Origin of the sequence: Weissella oryzae SG25 (assembly GCF_000691805.2) — a bacterium.
Classification (GTDB): domain Bacteria; phylum Bacillota; class Bacilli; order Lactobacillales; family Lactobacillaceae; genus Weissella; species Weissella oryzae.
Genome location: NZ_DF820491.1, coordinates 23,176 through 46,986, shown reverse-complemented (window position 1 = coordinate 46,986; position 23,811 = coordinate 23,176). Strand labels below are relative to the sequence as shown.

Sequence of the window (23,811 nt, the reverse complement as noted above, 5' to 3'; positions counted from 1 at the left end):
AGATTAAGTTTGGAAAATGGTCTTGGAGTGTTAGTGTTGTGAGCTCAAAAAGTTAGCACCGCTCGGTTGCGCCCGTTATTGCGCTAGATATCGCCTAAATCTTAGGCCGTATCGAATAGAGGAGTATTGATTTAATACTTGAAAACGAGTGGTACCACGTGCAAACGTCTCGTAGCTATTTATAGCTACGGGGCGTTTTTTTGTGTAAGCAGATAAATACAAGCTTTTCAAAAATTAGAAAGGAGTCGGCTGTTGATGAAAGTGATAAAGAATATTAGCCAGTTAGTTGGCGAAGGTTTGGGGCAAAGTCGAATGTGGTCTTTACAGCAAAGATTAGTTAACAAAATTACAAGTAACCACAGAATCGAGAGCAAATTGTTATGACTACAGAGACAACTACAACTTTAACCCACACACACTTTGACCAAGTCGGCTCACTTTTACGGACTGCGCCACTCAAAGCAGCACGACAAGCTTACTTTGCTGGCGAAATAACGAAAGCACAATTGATTGAAGTGCAACACGAAGAAATTGCCAAGCTCGTAACCCAAGAAGCAGCCGTTGGCTTAAAGGCAGTAACTGATGGCGAGTTTGCCCGTTCATGGTGGCATTTAGACTTTATCTGGGGCTTGAACGGGATTGAAGCATATGAACAAGAAGCATCTTACAAATTCCACGGGGCCAAAACTCGGACAACAAATGTTCGCTTAGTTGATAAGGTTGCTTTTAATCCTGAGCATCCATTCTTTGCAGACTTTAGTTATCTGCAGTCGGTCCTACCTGAAGGTGTTGAGGCTAAAGTGACGATTCCATCACCGTCATTAATTCCGAACCGTGATGGTCGCTCAGATGGTTGGGAACAATTTTATCCTACTTGGGAAGCCTTTTTAGATGATTTGGCAAAAGCTTATCATGAAACGCTTTTGCACTTTTACGATTTAGGTGCTCGTTATATTCAACTTGATGACACAACTTGGGCATTCCTAATTGCTCGGTTGAATGAGCATGATGCCGATTATGCAAAGTATGTTAAGCAGTGTGAAGATATTGTATACTTAGTGAATCAAGTGTTAGCAGATTTGCCAGCAGATTTACGGGTATCTACCCACATTTGCCGTGGTAATTTTAAGTCAACCTATCTTTTTGAGGGCGGCTACGCACCAATTGCGAAGTACCTTGGTCAGCTGAATTATGATACTTTCTTCTTGGAATTTGATGACGCTCGCTCAGGTGATTTTGAGCCGTTGACTGAAATTTATAACGATCGTAAAAATATTTTGTTAGTTTTGGGCTTAGTAACCTCAAAACAAGCTCAGCTCGAAGCACGCGAGAATATAATCCAACGGATTGAACTAGCCAGTCAATATGTACCATTGGAGCAATTAGCACTTTCTACGCAATGTGGATTTGCTTCTACGGAAGAGGGCAACACATTAACTGATGCTGAGCAATGGGCTAAGCTAAAATTTGTTAAGTCAGTTGCTCAGGAAGTTTGGGGGTAAGCTATATGAAAAGAAGCAATCCACAAGCTAAGGCTGATCATCTCAAAATTAAAGTAAAAATCTTTAGTGATGGTGCCTTATTGAATAAGTCGACCGCAAATGGTGATATTGATGTGAACGCCTTTCAGTCTTACGGATATTTCACCGCCTTTAATCAGGCAAGTCCACAAAAATTGGCTGCATTGGGAACAACTTATATTGAGCCGATGGGGCTCTTCTCACAATATCACAGTATCAAGGCGATTCCTGATGGGGCTACGATTGCGCTATCATCAGATGATGCCAACCAAGCGCGTGGCTTACGCTTATTAGCTGCTGAGAAATTAATTACTTTAAAGAGTAATTTTAATGATTTATCAACGATTAAGGACATTCAGAGTAATCCACATAATTTTCAATTTAAGGCTATTGATGATACAACCGGCGTATCAGTTCTTAAGAATGATAAGAGTGTTGGTGCAGTCTTGATTTCAAATTCAACGGCGCAAGCAGGACATTTAAATGTATTAAAAGATGCGCTTGCTCATGAAAAAGTTGATGCTTCAACCAAGATAAACATTAATATTCTCGCTACAGCAAGTAAGAATCAACATAATAAGACTTACCAAACCTTGCTTAGCCTATACCATAATCCGCAAATTCAAAAGTGGATTACAAAGCAGTATGCTGGTACTAAGGTTGAAGTAAATAAATCAATTGCATATCTAAAGGAGGCAAAGTAATGGCTAAAGTTGAAAGTTTCACCCTGGATCATACTAAAGTTAAGGCGCCTTACGTTCGGCTAATTGAGGAACAAAGTGGTCCAACTGGTGGGTCAATTACAAATTACGATTTGCGTTTAACGCAGCCAAATGAAACGGCAATTGAAACTGCCGGTATTCATACCCTAGAACACCTATTTGCATCATTAGTACGTGATGAACTTGATGGTATTATTGATATGTCACCGTTTGGGTGTCGGACTGGCTTTCATGTCATTGCCTGGCAAGCTTATACAACGACCGAACTTGCTGCGGCATTTACCCGCGTATTAGTGCGTATTCGCGATGAAATAACTTGGGAAGATGTACCTGCAACAACAATCAAAGAATGTGGTAACTATAAAGATCACTCATTACATTCAGCTAAAGCCTGGGCTGAAATTATTCTAGCCCAAGGAATTTCGGATAATCCTTTTGACCGCCATGTAGTAACAATTTAATTATGAAAGCTTCAGGAATCTAATACTTTGACCTGAAGCTTTTTTGTTGGTAAGTTTACAAGTAGTTAATAATTGAATTATCATGAAAGAATATAAACCTAATAAGTATAGCTAAAACAGTGATAGGGAGATAATAGGCAATGCAAATTGAAGAACATCAAGCATGGTTAATTGATTTTTATAAGGGGCGTAATTGGTATCGTTTTTCACCTTTGATTCGGTTAAATTTTATGACTGAAGAATTAGGTGAACTTTCGCGCGCCGTGCGTGCTTTAGAAATTGGTCGAGATCATCCAGGTGAAAAAATTGAACAAGCCGGTTGGCAAGCTAATTTGGTTGAAGAAATGGCGGATGTAATGGATCAATTATTAATCTTATCTAGCAAATTTGATATTACACCGGCTGAATTAATGGCACAGAGTGAAAGCAAGCTGTTGAAACGCTTTGAAAATGATTAGTTGAATAACAACTTTTCATGAAAGAAGCTTGATGAATATAGAAATCTGTATAAATGAAGTAAGTATTAGTGAAAAAAACTTGCATTTATTAGAATAGAGAGGTTAAATAATAGAGTAATACTTACTTTTTATACATACAATTCAGGAGGGTCTTATGACTAAATATGGGGTTATTGTTGGTTCTTTACGTAAGAATTCTTATTCTTTGGGGGTAGCGGAAGCCTTTATTGCTGGATTACCAGCAGATGCGACGGTGCAGTTTATTAATATTGCTGATTTGCCACTTTATAATCAAGATTATGATGCTGATTCGCCTGCAAGTTATACTACTTTCCGACAAACAGTGGCTGAACAAGATGCAATCATTTTTGCGAGTCCAGAACATAATCGTAGTGTACCAGCAGCATTGAAGAATGCAATCGATATTGCATCACGGCCTTGGGGTGAAAATGTATGGTCGCAAAAGCCAGCAGTTGTTTTGACACAATCAACTTCTGCACTTGGTGGTGCAATTTCTAATCATGTTTTGCGCAATTCACTTGATTTTCTTGATATGAATTTGATGCATCAGCCAGAACTATACATTGGTAACAGTAGCAAATTAGCTGATGAGGCTGGTAAAATCACTAATTCAGATACACAAGCCTTTTTGAAAGCTGCTGGAGAAAAGTTTGGTGATTTTGTAAACCAACATTTAGCATAGGACGTATAAGCGATTAGTTGTCCTTTCGACTGGGACTAATTTATTTAACAACTAAACAGGAGTATTAAAATGCCATTAATGAGAATTGACCTAATTAAGGGCCATGATGAAGCTTACTTAAAACGCTTATTAGATATTGCATACGAAGTGCAATTGTCAGAATTTAGTACACCAGTTGGTGATCGCTATCAAATTTTGACCCAACATGAGCCCTTTGAAATGCAAATTCTAGATACTGGTTTAAACATTCCTCGCACAAAAGATGTAGTTGTTTTTAATTTGGTAACTCGAACAAGAACAACTAAGGCTAAAATGGCTTTCTATCGTAAATTGACAGCACAACTTCAAGCTGATTTGGGAATTGCACCAAGTGATGTCGTTGTTAGCTTAGTAAGTAACAACGATGACGATTGGAGCTTTGGTGATGGAGAAGCGCAGTTTTTAAATGGCAAGTTATAAAGATAAAATTTAAGGAAAAGGTTGGCTGATAAGGCTAGCCTTTTTCTTTAGGGCTTAGGTAAAAGGGAATCTCAATAGGCTGAACATTGGGTAAGCTAATTCGGTTGACATTGGCGGAGGGAGTATTAAAATTATTGTTAGTTGCTAATATGTAAGCGATTTTTTTGTTAAGCAAATTAGGGGCTTGCATTTAGCAATTCGATAAGAGAAAAGGGGGAGCAACAATATGGCAATAGAAACAGCAATTTTTGCTGGGGGATGTTTTTGGTGCATGGTTGAGCCATTTGAAACATTACCTGGAATTGAAAAGGTACGTTCAGGTTATACTGGTGGAACGGTAGCAAACCCTACCTATGAGCAAGTCGCTTCTCATACGACCGGGCATACTGAGGCCGTAAAGATTTGGTTTGATAATACGATTGTTAGTTATCAACAATTGGTTGAGTTATATTGGCAGCTAGCTGATCCAACTGATGCAACTGGTCAGTTTGCCGACCGTGGTGATAGTTATCGTCCGGTTATCTTTGTTGCTAATGATGAGCAAAGACAAGTTGCAGAAGCATCTAAAGCGGCTTTAGCAGCATCTGGTCGCTTCTCTGCACCAATTGTCACATCAATTGAAGATGCTAAGCCATTTTATGATGCAGAAGAAGCACATCAAGAATTTTATAAAAAGAATCCTTTACGTGAACATTTAATGATGATTCCTAGAAAGGCTTATCAGAAGCAATATTGGTCTGATAAATAATTTTTAAACCTAGCAGTCCAGATGGCCTTAGCTGTTTGGACTTTTTGTTTGGGTTAAAGTATTCTGTCGCAATTTTTCATACAGCTGATTAATTATTTTGGAGGGGTTATGCGTTCATTAGTAAAAATTGATAAGGAGCGACAATTAGCGATTATCAGGGGAATAATCGTTGGTTTATTAGTTGGAATTGTTGTTAGTAGTTTTCGCTGGCTGGTTGAGTATATCTTACATGGTTGGAATAGCTTATTTCAGGCAATTAAGTCAGGGTCAAATCCAGTATTGGCACTAGGGGCTGTCTTACTGCTTTTTTTTGGTTTGACCTTTATTTTGGGTAAAATTATTGAGAAAGACCCAAATGTAAATGGTTCGGGGATTCCTCAAGTTGAAGCTCAATTAGCCGGTCAATTAACGATTAATCCCTTATCGGTTTTTTGGCGTAAATATTTAGGTGGCCTAATTTCAATTGGGTCAGGTGCCTTTCTAGGGCGAGAAGGGCCATCTGTGCAACTGGGTGCGGCAGTCGGTGAACTTTTCAGTTTAAGGCGGCGCCTGACTGGTCAAGATAAAAAATTGCTAATTGCTATGGGTTCAGCAGCTGGTCTATCAGCTGCTTTTGGTGCACCGATTGCGGGAACGCTTTTTGTTTTGGAAGAAGTCTACCGTTCATTTTCACTATTAGTCTGGTTAGGTTCTTTAGCAAGTGCGATTATGTCAGATATTGTCAGTAGTTATGTTTTTGGCCTACAGCCTGTCTTAAATATTAAAATAACCTACACTTTACCGCTCAACCAGTATGGTTGGTTAATTATATTGGGGCTATTTTTGGGGCTAGCGGGGTATATTTATCAACAAGTTACGTTGCGGGCTAGCAATTTTTATCGTCTATTCTGGTGGTTACCGCGGCAGTATCATTTTGGATTAGTATTTTTAACTTTACTACCAATAGGGCTCTATTGGCCACAGCTTTTAGGCGGCGGCTCTTTAATAATTACTAAGTTAAGCCAATATCAAAATAGTCTACAAATATTAGGCTTGATTTTGATTATTCGTTTTGTTGGCTCTGCACTAGCTTTTGGGTCAGGCGTTCCTGGTGGAATCTTTTTACCAATTTTGACGTTGGGTGCAATTAGTGGCGAGCTTTTCGGTGCAACTTTGTTACATTGGCAATTGATTTCGGCGGCGGCTTTACCCAATATGCTGGTTTTAGGAATGGTTGGCTATTTTGCTTGTGTTTCAAAAGCGCCGTTTACCGCCATCATTTTAATTGCTGAGATGGTTGGTTCAATGGAGCACTTGGTGCCAATGGCTTTGGTGGCATTAATTGCATATTTAATAGTTGACGTTTTGGGTGGCGAACCTATTTATGAAGCGTTAAGAGCTAAACTTAAGCTACCGAGTGCTTTGGCCTCACTCAGTGGCCATATTGAGGAGCTACGGATTATTGTTGCACCGACAGGTCCGCTCGAAAACAAAGAGGTTCGTCAATTAGAGTTGCCAAAGGGTGTTTTGATTGAAAAAATCGTTCGGGATAGTAAATCATATGTTGCAAATGGTGATTTTATCTTGCATATAGGTGATGAAGTAATTTTATTGGTTAATGCAGAAAAATATGCTGAAGTTTGGCAAAAATTAGTTCTTTAAGTTAAAAGGGAGATCTTAGATAAGGCGTTAATGCCTAAAATTGATGGAATAAATCATAAGAATTGATTGACAGAAAAAATTTTAGCGATTACACTTTGCATCAAGTAATTTAACTAAGGACGTATGAACTAATGAATACCTTTGAAACTTTATTGAATATGCAATGTTTTTCCGAAATAAATGAGGAACGTCAATTAGCAGCAGATTTATTGCAAAAGGATTATAATTTTGAAATTAACTGTGTTGAGATGTCAAAATCAGTTTCCTTTGGCCACAATGGTAAGGGTTGCACGATTTCTGCAGCTAAAATATCAGATAATGTAGTAATTCTCCAAAATGTAACGATTGGTGCTAATCAAACGTATAACAATGAAAGTCACCAATGGGAGAATCTGGGTAATCCAGTAATTGGTGAAAATGTGGTCATTGCTGATGGCGCCAAAATTGTTGGACCAGTAGTAATCGGCGACAATACAATTATTGGTACTGGTGCAATTATTACTAAGGATGTTCCAAGCAATAGTATTGCCTATGGCGTTAATAAATTTAAGGCGCGTGATCCAAAATACACACCCGTATTTTATAAAGATATGCCAGCTAGGGCTGACATAATTGCTGCTTGTCAGCAGGTTATTGACCGCTACATGGCTAGTAAGTAACAACTATCAGTATAAAAAAGACTCCATCAACAAATTTAAGTGCCTCATAATTATCAACTTTTTGTCTAATAATTATGGAGTAATTCATCTGTGATGGAGTCTTTTTTATGTTTTAGTTTATATCTAGCAGTTTTTGACATGCAGGGCATAACCCGGTAAATTCCAAGCTAGTTTGCTCAATTAAGTAGCCGCTGGCTTGGCGGGCCAAGGTAGGGAAATTTTGTAAATCAATATTTTTGCCGTCAACAATCCTGCCACAATTACGGCAAATTACATGATAATGCGGATGTACAAAATAGTCGTAATGCTTTTTACCATCTTGATTGTTATCAATTGGATAGACTAACTTACTGGCAATTAAGACATCTAAAGTATTGTAGACGGTTGTTAAATTCATTGCCAAGCTATCAGCAATTTTCATAGCGCTTGGATGAATGCGATGCTGAATTAAATATTCAAGGATATTAATCCGTTGAGGAGTCTTTTTAAACCCACGGTTTTGTAAAATTGTGAGTGCTTCATCTAGTTCTGTCATTGATTGTTAAGTCTACCTCCAAGATTTTTTGCTTAGAATAGCCGACCAATCCCATAGTGAATTGCAATGGTAAGCAACCCAATTATAACATTTCGGATAATTGATTTTTTCATATAAGCATGACCAAAACGGGCACTCAGCGCACCAGTTAGAGCAACGGCAAGGACTGTAGCCAAAATTGTCATGAGTAATTGGATGTGAATGGGGCTGTAAACAAGCGCAAGCAAGGGGAAAAGTCCACCCAAAGAAGCAGAAATAGCTGATGAGAAGGCTGCTGCCCAGGGATTCACATAGTGTTCAAGGCGGATATTATATTTACAACTTAAAATTGTTTCCAAAGGCTGCTTTTGCATCAAAGCAGCAGCAATTTTTTTTGATGTTGATAATGTAACGCCACGTTGATAGTAGAAGTCGACAATGTCTTGTTCAACTTCTATAGGGGTATTTTTGACACGCCAGGCCTCTTTTTTTACGGCCACCTTTTCAGCATCTGATTGAGCACTAACTGATGCATATTCACCTGATGCCATTGATAAGGCGCAGGCTAGTAAGTCAGCAATACCGGCAATGATAATTGTGAATTGATTAGTTGTAGCCGCAGCAACTGAAAAGAGGACCCCGACAACTGTTAGGATACCATCGTTTGAACCGAGCACCCCTGCACGAATCGTATTTAGGCGTTCTTCCATGGTGGCAGTATTTTGTGTGTTATTTGTTTTAGACATTTTATGCTCCAATTAGGCTACCGATAGTAAAGGTAATAATCATTGTAAAAATACCAGCAATTACATTTCTTAAAGTTGCTCGGACAAGATTTGCACCAGAAAGTTTTGCCGCAGAAAAACCAGTTATGGCTAAAGCCAAGGCAACTGCCAGACCGGTAGCAAAGATTCGAATGTGACTAGGAAAGAGGGTAATTGATAGCATTGGTAAAAGTGAGCCACTTGGAAAGGAGAGCATGGAAGCCAGAGCTGCACCAATTGCTGAGACCTCGTGATGGAGAGTGAAACCATGACGTTCACGGACGGTAGTTCCAAGGGCATCTTTAGCCATCATCTCTTTAGTCGCTTTATCAGCTAGTTCAGATGGGACGCCTTGGGCAACATATTTTTCATAGACAAAATTAAATTCTGTTGGATAATCGTTAGTCAAAGCGTAACGTTGTTCGGCCTCCGCACGAACTTGAGCATCATTTTGTGAATGCACTGAAACATATTCGCCCATCGCCATTGAAACAGTACCTGCTAATATGCCAGCAAAACCAGCAATAAAGATTGTAAATGTTGCAGATGTTGCAGCGGCAACACCAATGACAATGCCGGAAATTGATAGAATACCATCGTTGGCTCCCATAACAGCTGCCCGTACCAGGTTATTCCTTTGTGAAAGGTTAAGTTTTTTGTGTGTACTTTCTTTCTTCATGAAACCCGCCTCTAATTTATAATGATTTTAATTTATACTTATAACTTAGCACAGTATCAAATTGATTAATAGGAGAAAATAAAAAATTTCTATCCAAAAGAAGAGGTTATTTTCGGATTTTAGTATAAAAAAGCAAGCCTGTTGGGCTTGCTATCAGCTAAATTTAATTAATTGTGATAATAGGGCGAGGGTTACTTGAAGCTTGCCATGCTTTTTCAATTTCATCCAAAGTGAAATTTTGGATAGGCACTGTCCAATGATTTTCAAGGGCTAATTGGAAGGTACGTTCAATACTGGTGAGAATGTCTGTGTCATCAACTGAGCGAAAACCAGATCCCATTAGTATCAGCTTTGATGAACGGAGTGCTGCAGCTGGAATTGGCGTTTCAACACCAGCAATGGAACCAATTTGAACATAGCGGATGGTATGATTAGCACCAATCGTTTGTGCAAGTGTGTTGATAATGATTGTTGCGGTATTACCGTACAGATAATCTAGGACAATTGTAACAGCTGGAATAATAGCTGCTAATTCTGTTGCATAGGCTTTTTGACCCGTTGATTCATTTAAATCAAATGTGTCGGTAGCTAAGATAGCATCCGCGCCGGTAGCTGTAAGTGCTGCGTTACCACGGCCGGTCACAATCACTTGTTTGGCACCTAGCGCATAGGCCATCTTTACAGCCAAACTACCGGCAGTCCCGCTTGCCCCATTAATTAGGACCACATCACCAGGTTGAATCTTTGCACGGTATACGAGGGCAGCGTAAGAACTCATACCAGGATTGGCAATACTTGCTGCTGTTTGATTATCCAGACCATCAGGAATAGGAATAAGGACTTCGGGTGCGACTAAAGCTTGTTTGGCAAGCGAACCGGTGACGGAGTTAATAAAATAGACACGTTGACCATTAGTTAAAGTACCAACACCGTCCATTCCAGCTACGCGAGGGAAACTACCAGCGCTTGAATAGTGGGTACCCATTGAGCGGGCTTTAGCGACATTACTTAAAGCAACAGCGCTGACGTTAATCAATAATTTTCCTTCTTGTGCTTTTGGTTCAGGGAACTCACCAAGGATTGGTGTTTGACCTTGTTCTTTAATAATTGCGGCTTGCATAATATAACCACCTTAATTGTTTGTATTTTATTTGCATATTGCACATAAAATACAGTAACACAATATGTGCAAAATGCAAGTTTTTTTGTTATCATGATAGCTATGGAAAAAGAATATTATCAGCAAGTTTATCAGCATTTATTTAAGATTGTCCGTTTTTTTGATGACCCTAAAAATGACCAAACTTTATTAAAAGCGGCAGGGGTAGATTTAGACAGTAAATTGTTTCCGCTCTTCGTGGCAATTGCTAATATAGCACCAACCCAGATTGGTAGCTTGGCTAAATTATTTAATCGACCAGTGTCAACAATTAGCCGGCAAGTTGACCGCTTGGAGCGAGCTGGACTAGTTAATTCAAAGCTTAATTCAGAAGACAGTAGAGTCCGGCGCATTGTGTTGTCACCTTTGGGTATATCGGTTAATCAGGCGCTCAGTACTGCTCGCTTGGCAATTATGGAGGCTGCTTTAGCAAAATTAACCGATGTAGAGAAAGTAAATTTTCTATCCGGTTTTGAAAAAATCGATAGCTATTTAACACAGCAGCAAACTGATTAAAAAAAGATACTGGGTTATTGAAATTATTGGTAAATTAGGACTTTTCTTAGCGTCAAGTCGAAGGGTTAAACTATGGATATTTTATATGGAAGAAAGTATTATACAAATAATTTTGTTAGCCGGAGCTACAAAGGGGTCGACCAAGTTAATAGCAGCCGGACTCGATACAATTGTTGACCGATTGAACTTATTAGAATTTCAACAATATTAAGTCAAAGTAGATATTGAAGCTTTACAATAGAATTTGGCGGAAATTGAAAAAATTTCTAAGGACCAGTAACCTAATACAAAGAAAATAGTGCAAATTGAACTTAATTAAGCAATTGATTAAGAAACGTCGCTGTCTGTGGAGGATAAAGATAATTTTTAATTTAAAATTTTAAAAAATTATACGATGTTTAAAAAAGTGTGTTAGTCTTTTAAGACAGTATTTTGTTGGTTTTTAAAGAATTAAAATCGTAAAATATGTTAAAATGCGGTGAATAAAGCTATTGGAGAGGTACCATGTTGGAACTCATAAAGGATATTATTGTTAAATTTAGATCACAGTTGCTGTACCTCTTTTTCGGTGGAGTGACAACCGTTATTAATATTTTAATTTATGCCGGGTTACGTTTAACAAACATGCCAGTGCAATTATCTTACTGGTTGGCCTGGTTTATTACGGTTTTGGTGGCGTATCTAACAAATCGTAAATGGGTTTTCAACAGTCAGGCGGAAACATTTTCAGATTATTTTTCAGAAATTGTAAAATTCTATCTGGCCCGTTTTGCTACCGGAGTTATCGGTTCAGCTATGATGTGGTTTGGTGTCAGCCTATTAAAGCAAAATGATATGGTATGGAATATTATCCAAAATATCTTTGTAATTTTGACTAATTATATCTTAAGTAAGATGGTTATCTTTAGAGCTAAAAAGAAGTTTGAACGTTAATAAAATAAAGTTATTGAAAAGCCGAATTAATACTCGGCTTTTTGTTTTTCATAATTAAAAAGTTGGTAAGCTACCTAATCCAGTAAATGTAGAGCAATTATTTAAAAGTTAATAGCATTGCACAGATAAATTAAATATTATACTGAGCCTTGTTTGAGCTAGGTAAATTACAGTATACTTAAATGTACGTTAAATTTTAAAATGATAGGAACTTAAAGATGGATAAGCTAGCAGTTTTAATTCCAGCATATAATGAAGAACAAACAATTGAAAAAGTTGTAAAGGATGTACTTTCAGCAACTGAAAACATCTCAGGAACGGTTGTGTATGTTTATGACAATAACTCAAAGGATAAGACGAGTGAGTTGGCATTGGCGGTAGGTGCAGTAGTTCGGCATGAATATGCACAAGGAAAAGGGGCAGTAATTCGGCGCATGTTCCGTGAAATTGATGCAGAAGCCTATATCATGATTGATGCCGATGATACCTATCCAGTTGAGGCTATTCCTGAAATGTATCAAAAGATTGTTAGTCGTGGTGTGGACATGGTTGTTGGCGACCGACTTTCATCAACTTATTTTGAACAAAATACGCGGCCATTTCATAACATTGGGAATAGCTCTGTTCGTGGACTAATTAACTTTTTATTCAAGACTGATATTAAGGATATTTTAACCGGTTATCGAGCTTTTAGTTTCCGTTTTGTTAAGACTTTCCCAGTGCTTTCACGCGGCTTTGAAATTGAAACAGAAATGTCAATTCATGCAACCGAAAAGAAGATGTTAGTTGAAAATCAAGTGATTGAGTATCGTGATCGGCCTGAAGGTTCTGAATCAAAGCTAGATACTTATGGTGATGGAATTCGGGTAATGAAGGCAGTAGTTAATTTATATCGTAGCTACCATCCCTTCGCCTTTTATGGTCTCTTGGCATTGATAACATTTGCTATTTCAATGATTATGTTCATTTCACGAGTATGGTTACCATTCAGCCATACTGGGATTGTTGCTAACATGCCAACTTTGGTTGTATCAATGATTTTGTTAGTAATTGCCGTGCTTGCTTTCTTTGCCGGAGCCATTCTTAATGCAATTCAAGTAAATGAGAAGCGTAATTTTGAGCTTGAATTAATTAAAGCTGATAATCGTATGCACGATTTAAAAAAGTAAGTACGAAGATTTAAACGGGCTTTTAAGTCGAGATTAAGCTATTATTTTTGTATTTGTATTATAATTAAATAATCAAAAGCTTTTAGGGGCGATAATATGAAAAAAATTTATTGGATTAGTGGCATAATAATTTTACTAATTATTGGTGGCCTTTCAATCTTTGCCATTCAAAAGCATACAGACAGTCAGGTAGCAACAACCAAAACAACAACTAGTAAAAAAAAGGCAACTGAATCTAAACAATCAAGTGAAAAAAAGGTGCAGACAAATACTGCGCAATCCTCAACAAGTAGTGTAAGTAATCAAAATTCAGGTTCAAATGCGAGTCAACCAAGCGGTGAGATGGGTGAGGCAGCGTCACAGTACTCAAGTATAATGTCGGCTAGTACAGGTGCACCAATTACAAGTGACATGGTTTCTGAAGCACGTAACCAGTTGCAAGAACAAGGGATTAATACAGGCTCCTTTTCAGACTTAGATATTGCAAAGGTAATTAATAAAGCTAACTCAGATAGCATTGACTATGCCACGGCAATTAAGGCGCTTTATCCCGCTTTTTTTAAAAACTAGTTTTAGATTGTGAGGATAAAGATGAAGTCAGTTAAAGCAAAGTGTATTATTGCGTTCTTTTTATTATTTGGTACGGTCACCATGGGCTTGCTAGGTAGTCAACAAACTGCCAGTGCAAATGCGGTCAATGACTATATTATGGGTAAGGGGTGGACCCCGTCAGCAAATACCAATGATATTTCGAATGCCCTACCTAAGTATGCCTACCGAAATGGCGTTGGTAAGCCTGAAGGTGTGATTGTTCATGAAACAGCTAATTCAAGTGATAAATTAAGCAGCAATGCAATTTGGAATGAAATTAACTATATGTTGAATAACTATAGTTCGGCATTTGTTCATTCTTTCGTTGACTCAACGAATCGAGTTGAAATTGCTGACCCAAACTATTTAGCATGGGGAGCAGGACCTACCGCAAATTCACGCTATATTCAAACAGAGCAAGTTGAAGTTGAAGGTAAAGATGCCTTTGCGGGGGAGTTATATAATTTAGCAACGATGCAGGCACGGTACCTTAAAGAATATGGGTTAAAGCCTCAATTAGGGACTACCGTCTTTAGCCATGCAATGACCAGTTCTTTGTTTAATGAAACCAACCATACAGATCCGAATGGTTATTGGGCAGATATGGCCGCTCGCTTTTATGGAACGACCTATACGATGAATGATTATGAATGGTTGCTTGAGCAGGTCTATAATCAGTTGACACCCGCCAAATATAAGGTGGGCGATACGGTTCAAATTACTTCTGGTGCAATATGCGAAGCCAATGGGTATGATTTGACAAATCGGCGTGGCTGGGTTGGTACAATAAAATCTGTGACACCAACTAGTGCGGGAAGTTCACACTATGAATATGACATTGATTATAATAATGGTGTCCAAAGTATGTATGTCTTAGAACAAGATTTACAAGCTGCACCAGCTCCTGCCTACAAGGTCGGTTCATTATTAAAGGTAGCTGACTATGCTACAAATGAAGCTAATGGGTATGACTTAACTAATCATCGTGGTTGGACTGGGACTGTGAAATCATTTGAAATTAATAATACAGCTTCATCACATTATGCTTATTATTTAGTCTATGCTGATGGCAGTCGTAATGAACATGTGTTAGAGCAAGATGTAAGCTTATCAAATGATTGTGCCTTTCAAGTTGGACAACAAGTACAACTTAAACAAACCGCAACGGCAACAAGTGACGGGACAAGCTTAGTTTCAAAGCAAGGTTGGATTGGAACAGTTGTTCAAGTTGCAGTACTTGCGCAAAGTACCTCAAAATATCAATACACGATTGACTGGGGGAATGGGACAACATCGACAAATGTCTTAGAACAAGATTTGGCTAAGCCGGTAGCGTCAGTTTATAAAGTTGGACAAACGGTACAAATTAAGAATAGTGCTAACATTGAATCAAATGGTTATGATTTAAGTAATCGTCGCGGCTGGATTGGTACAATTAAATCGACGGCAGTTATGAATATGTATGGCTCACATTATGAATATTATGTTGACTATGGTAATGGTGTTCAAAGTATGCACGTATTAGAACAGGATTTGCAAAATCCAAGTTCGCCAACTTATAAAGTTGGACAAACGGTACAAATTAAGAATAGTGCTAATATTGAATCAAATGGTTACGATTTAAGTAATCGTCGCGGTTGGATTGGTACAATTAAATCGACGGCAGTTATGAATATGTATGGCTCACATTATGAATACTATGTTGATTATGGCAATGGAATCCAGAGTATGCACGTGTTAGAGCAAGATTTAGCAAAGGCAGCTACGCCAAAGTTTAATATTGGGCAAAGTGTGCAAATAACAAATAGCGCAATCAGTGAGGCCAATGGCTATAATCTAACCAATCATCGTGGTTGGCAAGGTATCATAAAATCATATGCCATAGAAAATGCCGCTAGTTCACATTATGAATACTATGTGGAATATCCAAATGGCGAATGTAATATGCATGTCTTAGAACAGGATTTACAGAGCTCAGCTAGTAATTAAAGTTGGAAACTTGAGTTGGAGGATGATTTGAAATACAAAAAAATATGGCAGTATGTTTTGGTCATGTTTGGCTTGATGGGAGGCTTATATTTTGCCCAGAATAATACACCCGTTCATGCGGATGCACAGCAAGACTTTATAAATCAAATTGCACCTGGTTCTCAGCAGGCCACTCGTGAAAATGGATTATACACTTCAATTCAGATGGCTCAAGCGATTCTCGAAAGTGGTTGGGGAAAAAGTGAGCTTGCAACAAATGCTAGTAACTATTTTGGTGTTAAAGGTGCTTATAATGGCCAATCATATGATGTGACTACTGCTGAATATGATAGTGATACGGGCCAATGGTATAATACTGTTGCAGCTTTTAAAAAATATCCGTCAGTTTATACGTCAATGCTTGATAATGCTAGCCTTTTGCGAAATAATGCACGCTACTCAGATGTATGGCGTGAAAATGCACCTACCTATCAAGATGCAGCAAAAGGTTTGAGTACAGGTGGTTATGCTACTGATCCAAATTATCCGAATAAGTTAATTGCTTTAATTCAACAATATGATTTGGAACGTTTTGATACTTTGGCTGATCCTAAGTACACGGTTGGTGAAACTGTACAAATTGCTCCCTTTGCGCTTAGCGAATCAAATGGTTATGATTTAACTACCAAGCAGAATTGGGTAGGGATAGTTAAATCAGTTACACCACAAAATATGGCTAGCTCAAATTATGAGTATTATATCGACTATGGTAATGGGCAACAAAGCATGCACGTGCTAGAGCAAGATTTGCAGCCAGCACCGGTAGCCCAGTATAAAGTAGGAAATTATGTAAGAGTGGCTAACTTTGCAACGAATGAGGCTAATGGTGCAGACTTAACTAATCATCAAGGTTGGTCTGGTGTTGTTCAATCTGTTTCGATTAACAATGTAAGTTCGTCACACTATTCTTATAATGTGAAATACAATGATGGTAGTTCCAATCAGCAAATTTTGGAACAGGATTTATCACTAGTTCCGCCAGTGTTTAGTCCAGGACAGACAGTTCAAATTAAGAACAGTGCTAATGTCGAATCAAATGGTTACGATTTGACCAATCGACGTGGTTGGGTTGGAACAGTTAAAGTAGTTAATGTAATGAACATGTATAATTCACACTATGAATATTACATTGATTATGGAAACGGAATTAGAAGTGAACATGTCTTAGAACAAGACTTGGATCTTGCACCTCAATCAACATTTAAGGTTGGACAAACGGTTGAAATTAAAAATACCGCTAACATCGAATCGAATGGCTACGATTTGAGTAGTCGAAGAAAGTGGATTGGAACAGTTAAGTCATATACTCCTATGAATATGTATGGTTCGCATTATGAATATTATGTTGATTATGGTGACGGACAGCAAAGTATGCATGTATTAGAACAGGATTTACAGATACCTACAACGCCAAAGTTTACTAATGGGCAGACAGTACAAATCAAAAATAGTGCTAATATTGAATCAAATGGCTATGATTTGACCAATCGACGTGGTTGGGTTGGAACAATTAAATCAAATAGTGTAAAAAATATGTATGGCTCCCATTATGAATATTACGTTGATTATGGTGACGGGCAGCAAAGTATGCACGTGTTGGAACAAGATTTAACTTCCGCCGTTGAACCCAAATTTGCAGTAGGTCAGCAAGTGAAGATAAAAAACGTAGCTACAGCCGAATCCAATGGTTATAGTTTAGTAAATCACCGTGGCTGGGTTGGAACTGTTAAAACGCGATTGATAAAAAATGCAGCTAGTTCGCATTATGAGTACTATATTAAATACCCAAATGGGGAAGTTAATGAACATGTTTTAGAACAAGACTTACAATTGCCTTAAAGTTTAAAGAGTTTTAAGTAGTTCACCCAGTGGCGTTTAGTCATTGGGTGAACTTTCTCTATAAAGGGGAATTTTGAAAACAAACTACTTTTGATTATAATTAATGAGGATTGATAATGACCATTTTGAAGGTGGTTAGACAACATCAATAGCTATTGTCTTAAAACTTTATTAGGTAATTGCTTAGGGTCACTGAAAGGAATTTATAAAATGCAAATATTGTTCCAGCTTCGCTCACGAAGAATAATATTTTCGGGAATTGTTTTTGCGGCATACGCAACTTTAGTGTGGCTAATTGGCCATTCAATGGTTACACATGGTAATCCATTTACTTTTGTTGATGGGTTAGGCAATATAGGCCTAGGGATTATAAGTTTTATTATTTTCTTTATAATTGAAATGGTCCTGTCATTAATCTTTTTACGGGCTAAGGCAATTAAATTAAGAGATAGTAAGCATACTTATCAATGGTTAACCTATCTAGGTGTAATCATCTTGCTATGGTTACCATATATTGTATTAGCTTTTCCGGGAGTAATAGGCTGGGACGGCGCCGATCAATTGAACGGTATTTTTAGGAGTAATATGCCTGCTCAGAATATTCACTTCTACGGCACCGTGTTTAATTATGCGCATCAGCAATTTTATTTAACAAATCATCATCCGCTATTGACGAGCCTTTTTTTGGGTGGCTTATATTGGTTGGGCTATGTTGGATTAAAATCAGCATATTTTGGTGTCGCAATAATAACATTAGTACAGGCCCTTTTATTAGGTACAGCCTTGGCTTATTTAGTGTCAACGATTAGTACACTAGGTAAACGGAGCGGTTGGTTTGTAATTTCGTTTTTTGGTTTATTTCCGATTTTTCCAATCTTAGTAGTGAATGTAAATAAAACAGCAATTTTTTTGATTACTTTGGTCTTTTTCTTTGGCGCATTGATACGTTTAATGCTTAAACAAAGCAAATTTTCTGATCAGCTAATTTTGTTAGTTTCGGGAGTATGTTTGGTCTTAGTCAGAAATGATTCTTTCTTACTGTTATTTACGGCAATATTTGTTTTTCTGATTTTTAGGCTTCCGCTGAAACAATTACTAGCAACTTTTGCAACAGCATTATTTGTTTTTGCTATTTGGTCTAAAGTATTATTACCAGCGTTGCATGTTGAACCAACAGAGAGTGTTGAGGCTTTGGCGCTACCGAGTCAACAAATCGTTTATACGTTGAAGCATAAACCTGAAGCTTTTTCAGCACAGTCTAAGCATAAGTTGGCCAAATTGGCTGATCTTAAACTTATGACAATGAGCTATACTAATGGTGCTTATGATCCAATAAAGCATACCTATTACTATTATCCCGATGGTTTTTTTGTGGCAGGAAAATCCTATACACAAAGAATGGCGATGATTAAGGCTGCTCCGATTAATGCACATAAAGCATGGTTTTGGTCAATTTGGCTTGAAGGTTTGAAGAACGCACCAAGTATGTATATCAATGCTTTCATTAGAAATTATTATCATTATCAATATTTTGGTGATAGGCGAATTAATTTTGACCTTGGCTTTGCAGGAGCTGGTTTTGTTCCGTATGAGGATTCAAAGTTGTTTGCAGATTTCAATAACTTACCAACTGAAGGTCAAAAGCGTTTAGCAACTTTCATGCTTAATTTACAAAATTTTGTACCAACTAATATATTGCTAACTACTGGTTTTTGGGGATTAACCACTGTCTTGTTGACCTTCATTTCTTTTGCGTTAAAAAATAAATTTGCGTTAGCTTTTAGTATAATGGCTCTTTCAACCATTGCCGTAGGGTTCCTATCACCAGTTGACGGGTATTTACGTTATGTACTACCAGTAATGCTAACTATCCCGATGACCATTATGTTATTGTCGGGGACTAACACCTTAAAGGTGAATGATGGTGGAAATTAACATGGATAATTTGATGACAAGTTTTTTGGGAATATGAATTTAAATTAGCGGAGAAAAAAATGAATAATAAGGTAAAAAATTGGCCTAAGCAAATACTTAAGGTATATCGTACACTTTATTTATTTATCATACTTGGCCTAATTGCGGGTAGTATGACTTTTGGCTTATACACAAAGAACTACCACTTGACGCTACGATTAATTGAAAAAAATTCACTATTAAGTTTAGCTTATTTTTTCCTAATCGTATTAATATTAGGAATAATAATTTACTATTTAAAACGTTTGGTTATTATTACACGAGATAAACTTGGACCAAGTTGGCTTCAATCCTTTGTTGGTTACCTATACCAACGAACACATCGGCTTTTTATATTATTAGCGATTGTTTGGTTACCATTTTCAATTATTATCTTTCCTGGCTCAGCTGGTTGGGATTTGGCAATGCAAGCCCAAGAAATTATTGAAAGCAAAGCATATGTAGTTACACATCATCTTATGGCACCAGCTCAAGTTTATCCAATTGCTGATTATTTAGTAAAACATGGTAGTGGATTAATAACTAACCAACATAATTTTTATCTAACATTTATTTATGGTGGCATTTTAAAATATAGCTTAATTATTTTTAAGTCCTTTACGCCGGGGTTAGCTTTGTTGGCAACAAGCCAATTTATATTAACCGTTTTTGCCTTTGCCTTTACGCTAAAAGTGATAGGATCATTGGTACAAAACTATTGGGCGAAGTTAATCGCCTTACTTTTGACAATGTCAACTTTTATGATTCCAATTTCGGCTTGGTCCTTAGTAAAAAATCCGTCTTTTGCAGCAGCTACGATTTTATTAGTAGGTATTTTAGCTGGATTAATATATCAAAAAATTAATCAACGCCTTGCCTATATATTGTTAACATTTACGACCCTTATTATTTTAATCAGCGTAAAATATGGTTGGCTGGTAATCTTTTTAGAGTTTGTATTCTTATTATTTATTCCAAAGCTAAGGAAGATAGCTCTAACAACCTTATTGATACCGTTATTAATGTTTAAGATATCTATGGCGATGCTCTTTGCAACAGGGGTTGTTGTTCCAGATGATCCGATAGAAGCGAAAGGAATCCAAATTCAACAAGTTGCATTATATGTACAGGAGTATCCGAATGATTTGACTGCTTTTGAGCGAGATAATTTACAACGGATCTTTAATTTAGGGGAAATGGCGACTGTTTATCAGCCTGGAAACGTTGATCCAGTTAAATCATCTGGATACTTTGAAAAAGACAGTTATCGTTATAATACAATTAAAAAAGCTGACTGGCGTAACTTTAACAAAATTTGGTTGCAAATGCTTACTAAGCATCCAGGAGTTTTCTTAAGAGCAGCACTTATGAAGTTTTATGGTTACTTTGATATTATGGCTCCACAGTACCGTGATATGACGGTAGATTATCCTAATTTCCAATTAAAGGGTGATAACTTAGATAAGAGCAGTAAAAACAATCATAAATGGCGTAAGCAAATTGCTGAAAAAATCAGCAAAGATAGTGGAATAATAGGCTTACTAAATTCCGGTGCCCTATACATCGTTCTAGGATTAATCCTAATGGCGATTATAAACAAATTATTTGGTTGGGAATCACTAATTTTTCTATCCCCATTTTATATCCAATTATTGGCAGCAGTAATTTCACCTTTAAATGCTTCAGTACGATATTCTTTGGGAATGATTTATGCTTTACCAATCTTGTGCTTACTTATGTACACAATTAGGCAACGTGGTGATGAGAATCATTGATTTTTTATACAAAGAAAAGTGTTACTAGTTAAATACTAGTAACACTTTTTCTTTAGGCAGTTTGGATGAATGTTAAGTTAACAAAAATTAGGATAGAGCACTTGATGGGCATTATATTTTAATTTAGGTGAGAGCATTATCAATTTCCAAGTTAGCGCCAATAGAATTGTTTTTTCTAATAATTGCCTAGTGTATGCTATTATTTAGGCATATTTCTTGCTGTTAAATTTATAAATTTGTACAATATAAGTGTAGACATTGTTAGAACATTGTTGTATGAAAATGGAGGTACGATATGCATTTAATTTGGGTGTTAATTGTAGGAGCCATTATTGGTGCGGCCGCTGGAGCGATTACGAAGAATGGCGGTGCAATGGGCTGGATTAGCAATATTTTAGCCGGAATCATTGGGTCATGGCTAGGTGAAATGCTACTTGGGTCGTGGGGACCTTCGTTGGCAGGAATGGCTCTAATACCATCGCTAATCGGGGCGATTATTCTAGTTTTAGTAGTTTCAGCCGTTTTAAGTCGCAGAAAATAGGCAGGTATTCTTATGAGAATATGGCATAAATTGGTAATCTTGGTATTAACCTTGCTCTATGTTTTGCCATTCCTCGTGATTATTTGGCGACCAGAAAGTCGAATTGTTATCCATCAGCTAAATATAGGGCTAAAGAAAATTGGGTTGAACAATTTAAGTGTTGCTAATATAGCGTACTATTATGCGATTGTGTTAGCACTCCTCTTAGTAATTGGGGCAATCATAATTCTATTTTGGCCAACTAAAAAAGATGATGTAACCCTAATTCGCGATAAAACTGGTAGCTTAACATTAGATAATCGTGGAATTACTGGTTTTGTAAAGCGTTCCTTATCAGGGAGCGGTTTAACTGATATTGACGTTAAAATAAAAAATCATCGTAGGAAAGTCAACTTAATTGTTCGAGCAAAGACGCCTTACCAGCAAGCGATGTTAGCAAATTTAGGCACAATTAAAATGCAGTTGGAAGATGGCTTGCAAGCTTTGTTAAAAGATACTGGCGTTGCTAGAATTGAAACGAAGTTAATTGTTGATCAAGCTAATCAAAGTAAGAAGCGGACGAGAGTTGTCTAGTAGGGGGGACTGATGGATGCCTAAATTCAATTTAGAACCGCAAGTGATGGGGCTAATAATTGGCTTATTACTAGCAATCCTGCTGCTTACCTTTGGCTTTTGGCAAACGTTATTAGTTATTATATTTGCAGGCGTTGGCTGGCTGATTGGTTGGGCAATACAGGTATGGAATATATCTTTTGATAAGATCAAGCGAATTTTCAGTAAGTAATTACAGAATAGGAGATTGAATTATGGATACAACTTGGAATACTAATACAACTACAGATAAGAAGGCTAATCAAAAGGACATTAAAGGTCAATTGTCATTTGATGATAAAGTTATTCAAAAAATTGTTGGCTATTCAATTGAGAAAATTGATGGTTTGCTCGGTGTCGATGCAGGCTTTATCGCCAACGTAAAAAATAAACTTGTTAATAGTGATGATCCAACTGAGGGCGTTTCTGTTGAAGTTGGGAAAGAACAAGTTGCTGTAGATTTGGATATTATTACCGAATATGGTAAAGATGCTCGTGATATTTATGCCGATGTTAAAAAAATAGTTAGCGAACAAGTTGCTAAAATGACTGGGCTAGATTTGGTGGAGATGAATGTTAAGGTTGTAGATATTCAAAGTAGTGATGAATATGATAAAAACCAAACGTCTTTACAAGATCGAGCAGCTGATGCTGGTCAAACAATCAAGGAAAAGACAAGTCAAGGTTATGAAGCTGCAAAAGATAAAGTGACCGATGACGATAATGAACGGGTTAAGTAAAAGGAAGTTCAAACGTTGAGCTATCCTAAGTGTAGAGCGTTTAGCAGAATTTAGCTAAACGCTCTTTTTGAATGAGAAGTTTAATTGGTTTGCAAGAAAGTTAAAGTGAATTTCAGCAGGCGAAGGCATGAAGCATAGCATTAATTTCAGCGGCAGAACTATCATCTTTTGAAATTAACCATTCTTTCCAAACAGCAAACGTACCAGCAGCAATAAATTTTACTTGATAATTTTCTAGTTTGGATTGCGGATTCATAAATTCAAGTACTTGACGACTAAAGGCAACAAAAATTGGTTGTTCATAACCTTGGTTGAAGGCCCTTAATAATTCTTCACGAGTCGCAGTTAAAAATTCAGTTAGGACTGCAATTTGTTGGTCGAAATTAGCTTCTTTTTCTTTTTTAATAAAAAATTCTTGAAATAAATTATAGTAGTACTGAATCAAAACGTCATCTAAGGATGCAAAGTTACGATAAAAAGCCATCCGTGATGTACCAGCTTTTTTTACGACATCTGTGATGGTTAATTTATCGTATGGTTTGGTTTCTAAAAGATTTAAGACGGCCTCAGTGATAAAGTTTTGACTATCTACTTGCTGGGCAAGTGAAAATGCGGTTTTAGCCATAATAAAGACCTCGAGTCTGTTAC

Annotated in this window: 26 protein-coding genes and 1 other annotated feature (1 of these 27 only partly in view); of the genes, 21 read left to right on the top strand and 5 right to left on the bottom strand. The window is 37.2% G+C overall.

Annotation, left to right across the window (positions count from 1 at the left end; all coding sequences use genetic code 11):
- Positions 1-175: a binding site (T-box leader), on the top strand; it begins 72 nt to the left of the window's first position.
- A 205-nt stretch (positions 176-380) separates the two neighbouring features.
- The 9 genes from TT13_RS06430 (at position 381) to TT13_RS06390 (ending at position 7,371) form a co-directional block, all read left to right on the top strand.
- Positions 381-1,502, top strand: a complete 1,122-nt coding sequence (locus TT13_RS06430; RefSeq protein ID WP_027699220.1) for a vitamin B12 independent methionine synthase — start codon at positions 381-383, stop codon at positions 1,500-1,502.
- A gap of 5 nt (positions 1,503-1,507) precedes the next feature.
- The gene (locus TT13_RS06425) at positions 1,508-2,224 is read left to right on the top strand and encodes a MetQ/NlpA family ABC transporter substrate-binding protein (RefSeq protein WP_052348571.1); all 717 of its coding nucleotides are present in this window, start codon (positions 1,508-1,510) and stop codon (positions 2,222-2,224) included.
- Positions 2,224-2,703: an S-ribosylhomocysteine lyase gene (locus TT13_RS06420; RefSeq protein ID WP_027699219.1), complete on the top strand. Its 480-nt coding sequence runs from the start codon at positions 2,224-2,226 to the stop codon at positions 2,701-2,703. Before TT13_RS06425 ends, TT13_RS06420 begins: the two co-directional genes overlap by 1 nt.
- 140 nt (positions 2,704-2,843) lie before the next feature.
- Complete coding sequence (locus TT13_RS06415; RefSeq protein WP_027699218.1) at positions 2,844-3,161, top strand: MazG nucleotide pyrophosphohydrolase domain-containing protein; 318 nt, start codon at positions 2,844-2,846, stop codon at positions 3,159-3,161.
- A gap of 154 nt (positions 3,162-3,315) precedes the next feature.
- A complete protein-coding gene (locus tag TT13_RS06410) occupies positions 3,316-3,864 on the top strand; it encodes an NADPH-dependent FMN reductase (RefSeq protein WP_027699217.1) in 549 nt (182 codons plus the stop codon).
- A 69-nt stretch (positions 3,865-3,933) separates the two neighbouring features.
- Positions 3,934-4,323: a tautomerase family protein gene (locus TT13_RS06405; protein ID WP_027699216.1), complete on the top strand. Its 390-nt coding sequence runs from the start codon at positions 3,934-3,936 to the stop codon at positions 4,321-4,323.
- Positions 4,324-4,549: 226 nt separating this feature from the next.
- On the top strand, positions 4,550-5,071 hold the full coding sequence (msrA, locus tag TT13_RS06400; protein WP_027699215.1) for a peptide-methionine (S)-S-oxide reductase MsrA: 522 nt from the start codon (positions 4,550-4,552) through the stop codon (positions 5,069-5,071).
- Positions 5,072-5,179: 108 nt separating this feature from the next.
- Positions 5,180-6,712: a ClC family H(+)/Cl(-) exchange transporter gene (locus TT13_RS06395; RefSeq protein ID WP_027699214.1), complete on the top strand. Its 1,533-nt coding sequence runs from the start codon at positions 5,180-5,182 to the stop codon at positions 6,710-6,712.
- A 131-nt stretch (positions 6,713-6,843) separates the two neighbouring features.
- Positions 6,844-7,371, top strand: a complete 528-nt coding sequence (locus TT13_RS06390; RefSeq protein ID WP_027699213.1) for an LbetaH domain-containing protein — start codon at positions 6,844-6,846, stop codon at positions 7,369-7,371.
- Between the two features lie 112 nt (positions 7,372-7,483).
- Here TT13_RS06390 and TT13_RS06385 read toward each other — a convergent pair whose 3' ends face one another.
- From TT13_RS06385 to TT13_RS06370, 4 genes are all read right to left on the bottom strand, one after another.
- Positions 7,484-7,906: a Fur family transcriptional regulator gene (locus TT13_RS06385; protein ID WP_027699212.1), complete on the bottom strand. Its 423-nt coding sequence runs from the start codon at positions 7,904-7,906 to the stop codon at positions 7,484-7,486.
- Positions 7,907-7,938: 32 nt separating this feature from the next.
- A complete protein-coding gene (locus TT13_RS06380; RefSeq protein ID WP_027699211.1) occupies positions 7,939-8,631 on the bottom strand; it encodes a VIT1/CCC1 transporter family protein in 693 nt (230 codons plus the stop codon).
- Position 8,632: 1 nt separating this feature from the next.
- Positions 8,633-9,328 carry a VIT1/CCC1 transporter family protein gene (locus TT13_RS06375; protein ID WP_027699210.1) on the bottom strand — a complete coding sequence of 232 codons (696 nt, stop codon included), beginning with the start codon at positions 9,326-9,328 and terminating at the stop codon, positions 8,633-8,635.
- A gap of 163 nt (positions 9,329-9,491) precedes the next feature.
- On the bottom strand, positions 9,492-10,448 hold the full coding sequence (locus TT13_RS06370; RefSeq protein ID WP_027699209.1) for a quinone oxidoreductase family protein: 957 nt from the start codon (positions 10,446-10,448) through the stop codon (positions 9,492-9,494).
- 102 nt (positions 10,449-10,550) lie between these two features.
- Between TT13_RS06370 and TT13_RS06365 the strand changes: the two genes are divergently transcribed.
- The 12 genes from TT13_RS06365 (at position 10,551) to TT13_RS06310 (ending at position 23,163) form a co-directional block, all read left to right on the top strand.
- Positions 10,551-11,003 carry a MarR family winged helix-turn-helix transcriptional regulator gene (locus TT13_RS06365; protein WP_027699208.1) on the top strand — a complete coding sequence of 151 codons (453 nt, stop codon included), beginning with the start codon at positions 10,551-10,553 and terminating at the stop codon, positions 11,001-11,003.
- A gap of 504 nt (positions 11,004-11,507) precedes the next feature.
- Positions 11,508-11,936 carry a GtrA family protein gene (locus TT13_RS06360; RefSeq protein ID WP_045476836.1) on the top strand — a complete coding sequence of 143 codons (429 nt, stop codon included), beginning with the start codon at positions 11,508-11,510 and terminating at the stop codon, positions 11,934-11,936.
- Positions 11,937-12,154: 218 nt separating this feature from the next.
- A complete protein-coding gene (locus tag TT13_RS06355) occupies positions 12,155-13,105 on the top strand; it encodes a glycosyltransferase family 2 protein (protein WP_027699206.1) in 951 nt (316 codons plus the stop codon).
- A gap of 96 nt (positions 13,106-13,201) precedes the next feature.
- Positions 13,202-13,675, top strand: coding sequence for a hypothetical protein (locus tag TT13_RS06350; RefSeq protein ID WP_027699205.1), 474 nt, complete (start codon positions 13,202-13,204; stop codon positions 13,673-13,675).
- A 21-nt stretch (positions 13,676-13,696) separates the two neighbouring features.
- Positions 13,697-15,685 carry a peptidoglycan recognition protein family protein gene (locus TT13_RS06345; protein WP_052348570.1) on the top strand — a complete coding sequence of 663 codons (1,989 nt, stop codon included), beginning with the start codon at positions 13,697-13,699 and terminating at the stop codon, positions 15,683-15,685.
- Between the two features lie 27 nt (positions 15,686-15,712).
- Positions 15,713-17,563, top strand: coding sequence for a glycoside hydrolase family 73 protein (locus TT13_RS06340; protein WP_052348569.1), 1,851 nt, complete (start codon positions 15,713-15,715; stop codon positions 17,561-17,563).
- Positions 17,564-17,773: 210 nt separating this feature from the next.
- Positions 17,774-19,498: a DUF6020 family protein gene (locus tag TT13_RS06335; RefSeq protein ID WP_027699204.1), complete on the top strand. Its 1,725-nt coding sequence runs from the start codon at positions 17,774-17,776 to the stop codon at positions 19,496-19,498.
- 59 nt (positions 19,499-19,557) lie between these two features.
- A complete protein-coding gene (locus tag TT13_RS06330) occupies positions 19,558-21,291 on the top strand; it encodes a DUF6020 family protein (protein ID WP_027699203.1) in 1,734 nt (577 codons plus the stop codon).
- A 295-nt stretch (positions 21,292-21,586) separates the two neighbouring features.
- Positions 21,587-21,832, top strand: a complete 246-nt coding sequence (locus TT13_RS06325; RefSeq protein ID WP_027699202.1) for a GlsB/YeaQ/YmgE family stress response membrane protein — start codon at positions 21,587-21,589, stop codon at positions 21,830-21,832.
- Between the two features lie 12 nt (positions 21,833-21,844).
- Positions 21,845-22,405: an alkaline shock response membrane anchor protein AmaP gene (amaP, locus tag TT13_RS06320; protein ID WP_027699201.1), complete on the top strand. Its 561-nt coding sequence runs from the start codon at positions 21,845-21,847 to the stop codon at positions 22,403-22,405.
- A 16-nt stretch (positions 22,406-22,421) separates the two neighbouring features.
- Positions 22,422-22,616, top strand: a complete 195-nt coding sequence (locus TT13_RS06315) for a DUF2273 domain-containing protein (RefSeq protein WP_027699200.1) — start codon at positions 22,422-22,424, stop codon at positions 22,614-22,616.
- Between the two features lie 22 nt (positions 22,617-22,638).
- Entirely contained in the window at positions 22,639-23,163 is a 525-nt protein-coding gene (locus TT13_RS06310; RefSeq protein WP_027699199.1) for an Asp23/Gls24 family envelope stress response protein, read from the top strand.
- A gap of 112 nt (positions 23,164-23,275) precedes the next feature.
- Here the strand turns inward: TT13_RS06310 and TT13_RS06305 are convergent, their stop codons facing one another.
- Complete coding sequence (locus TT13_RS06305; RefSeq protein WP_027699198.1) at positions 23,276-23,788, bottom strand: TetR/AcrR family transcriptional regulator; 513 nt, start codon at positions 23,786-23,788, stop codon at positions 23,276-23,278.
- Positions 23,789-23,811 lie beyond the last annotated feature (23 nt).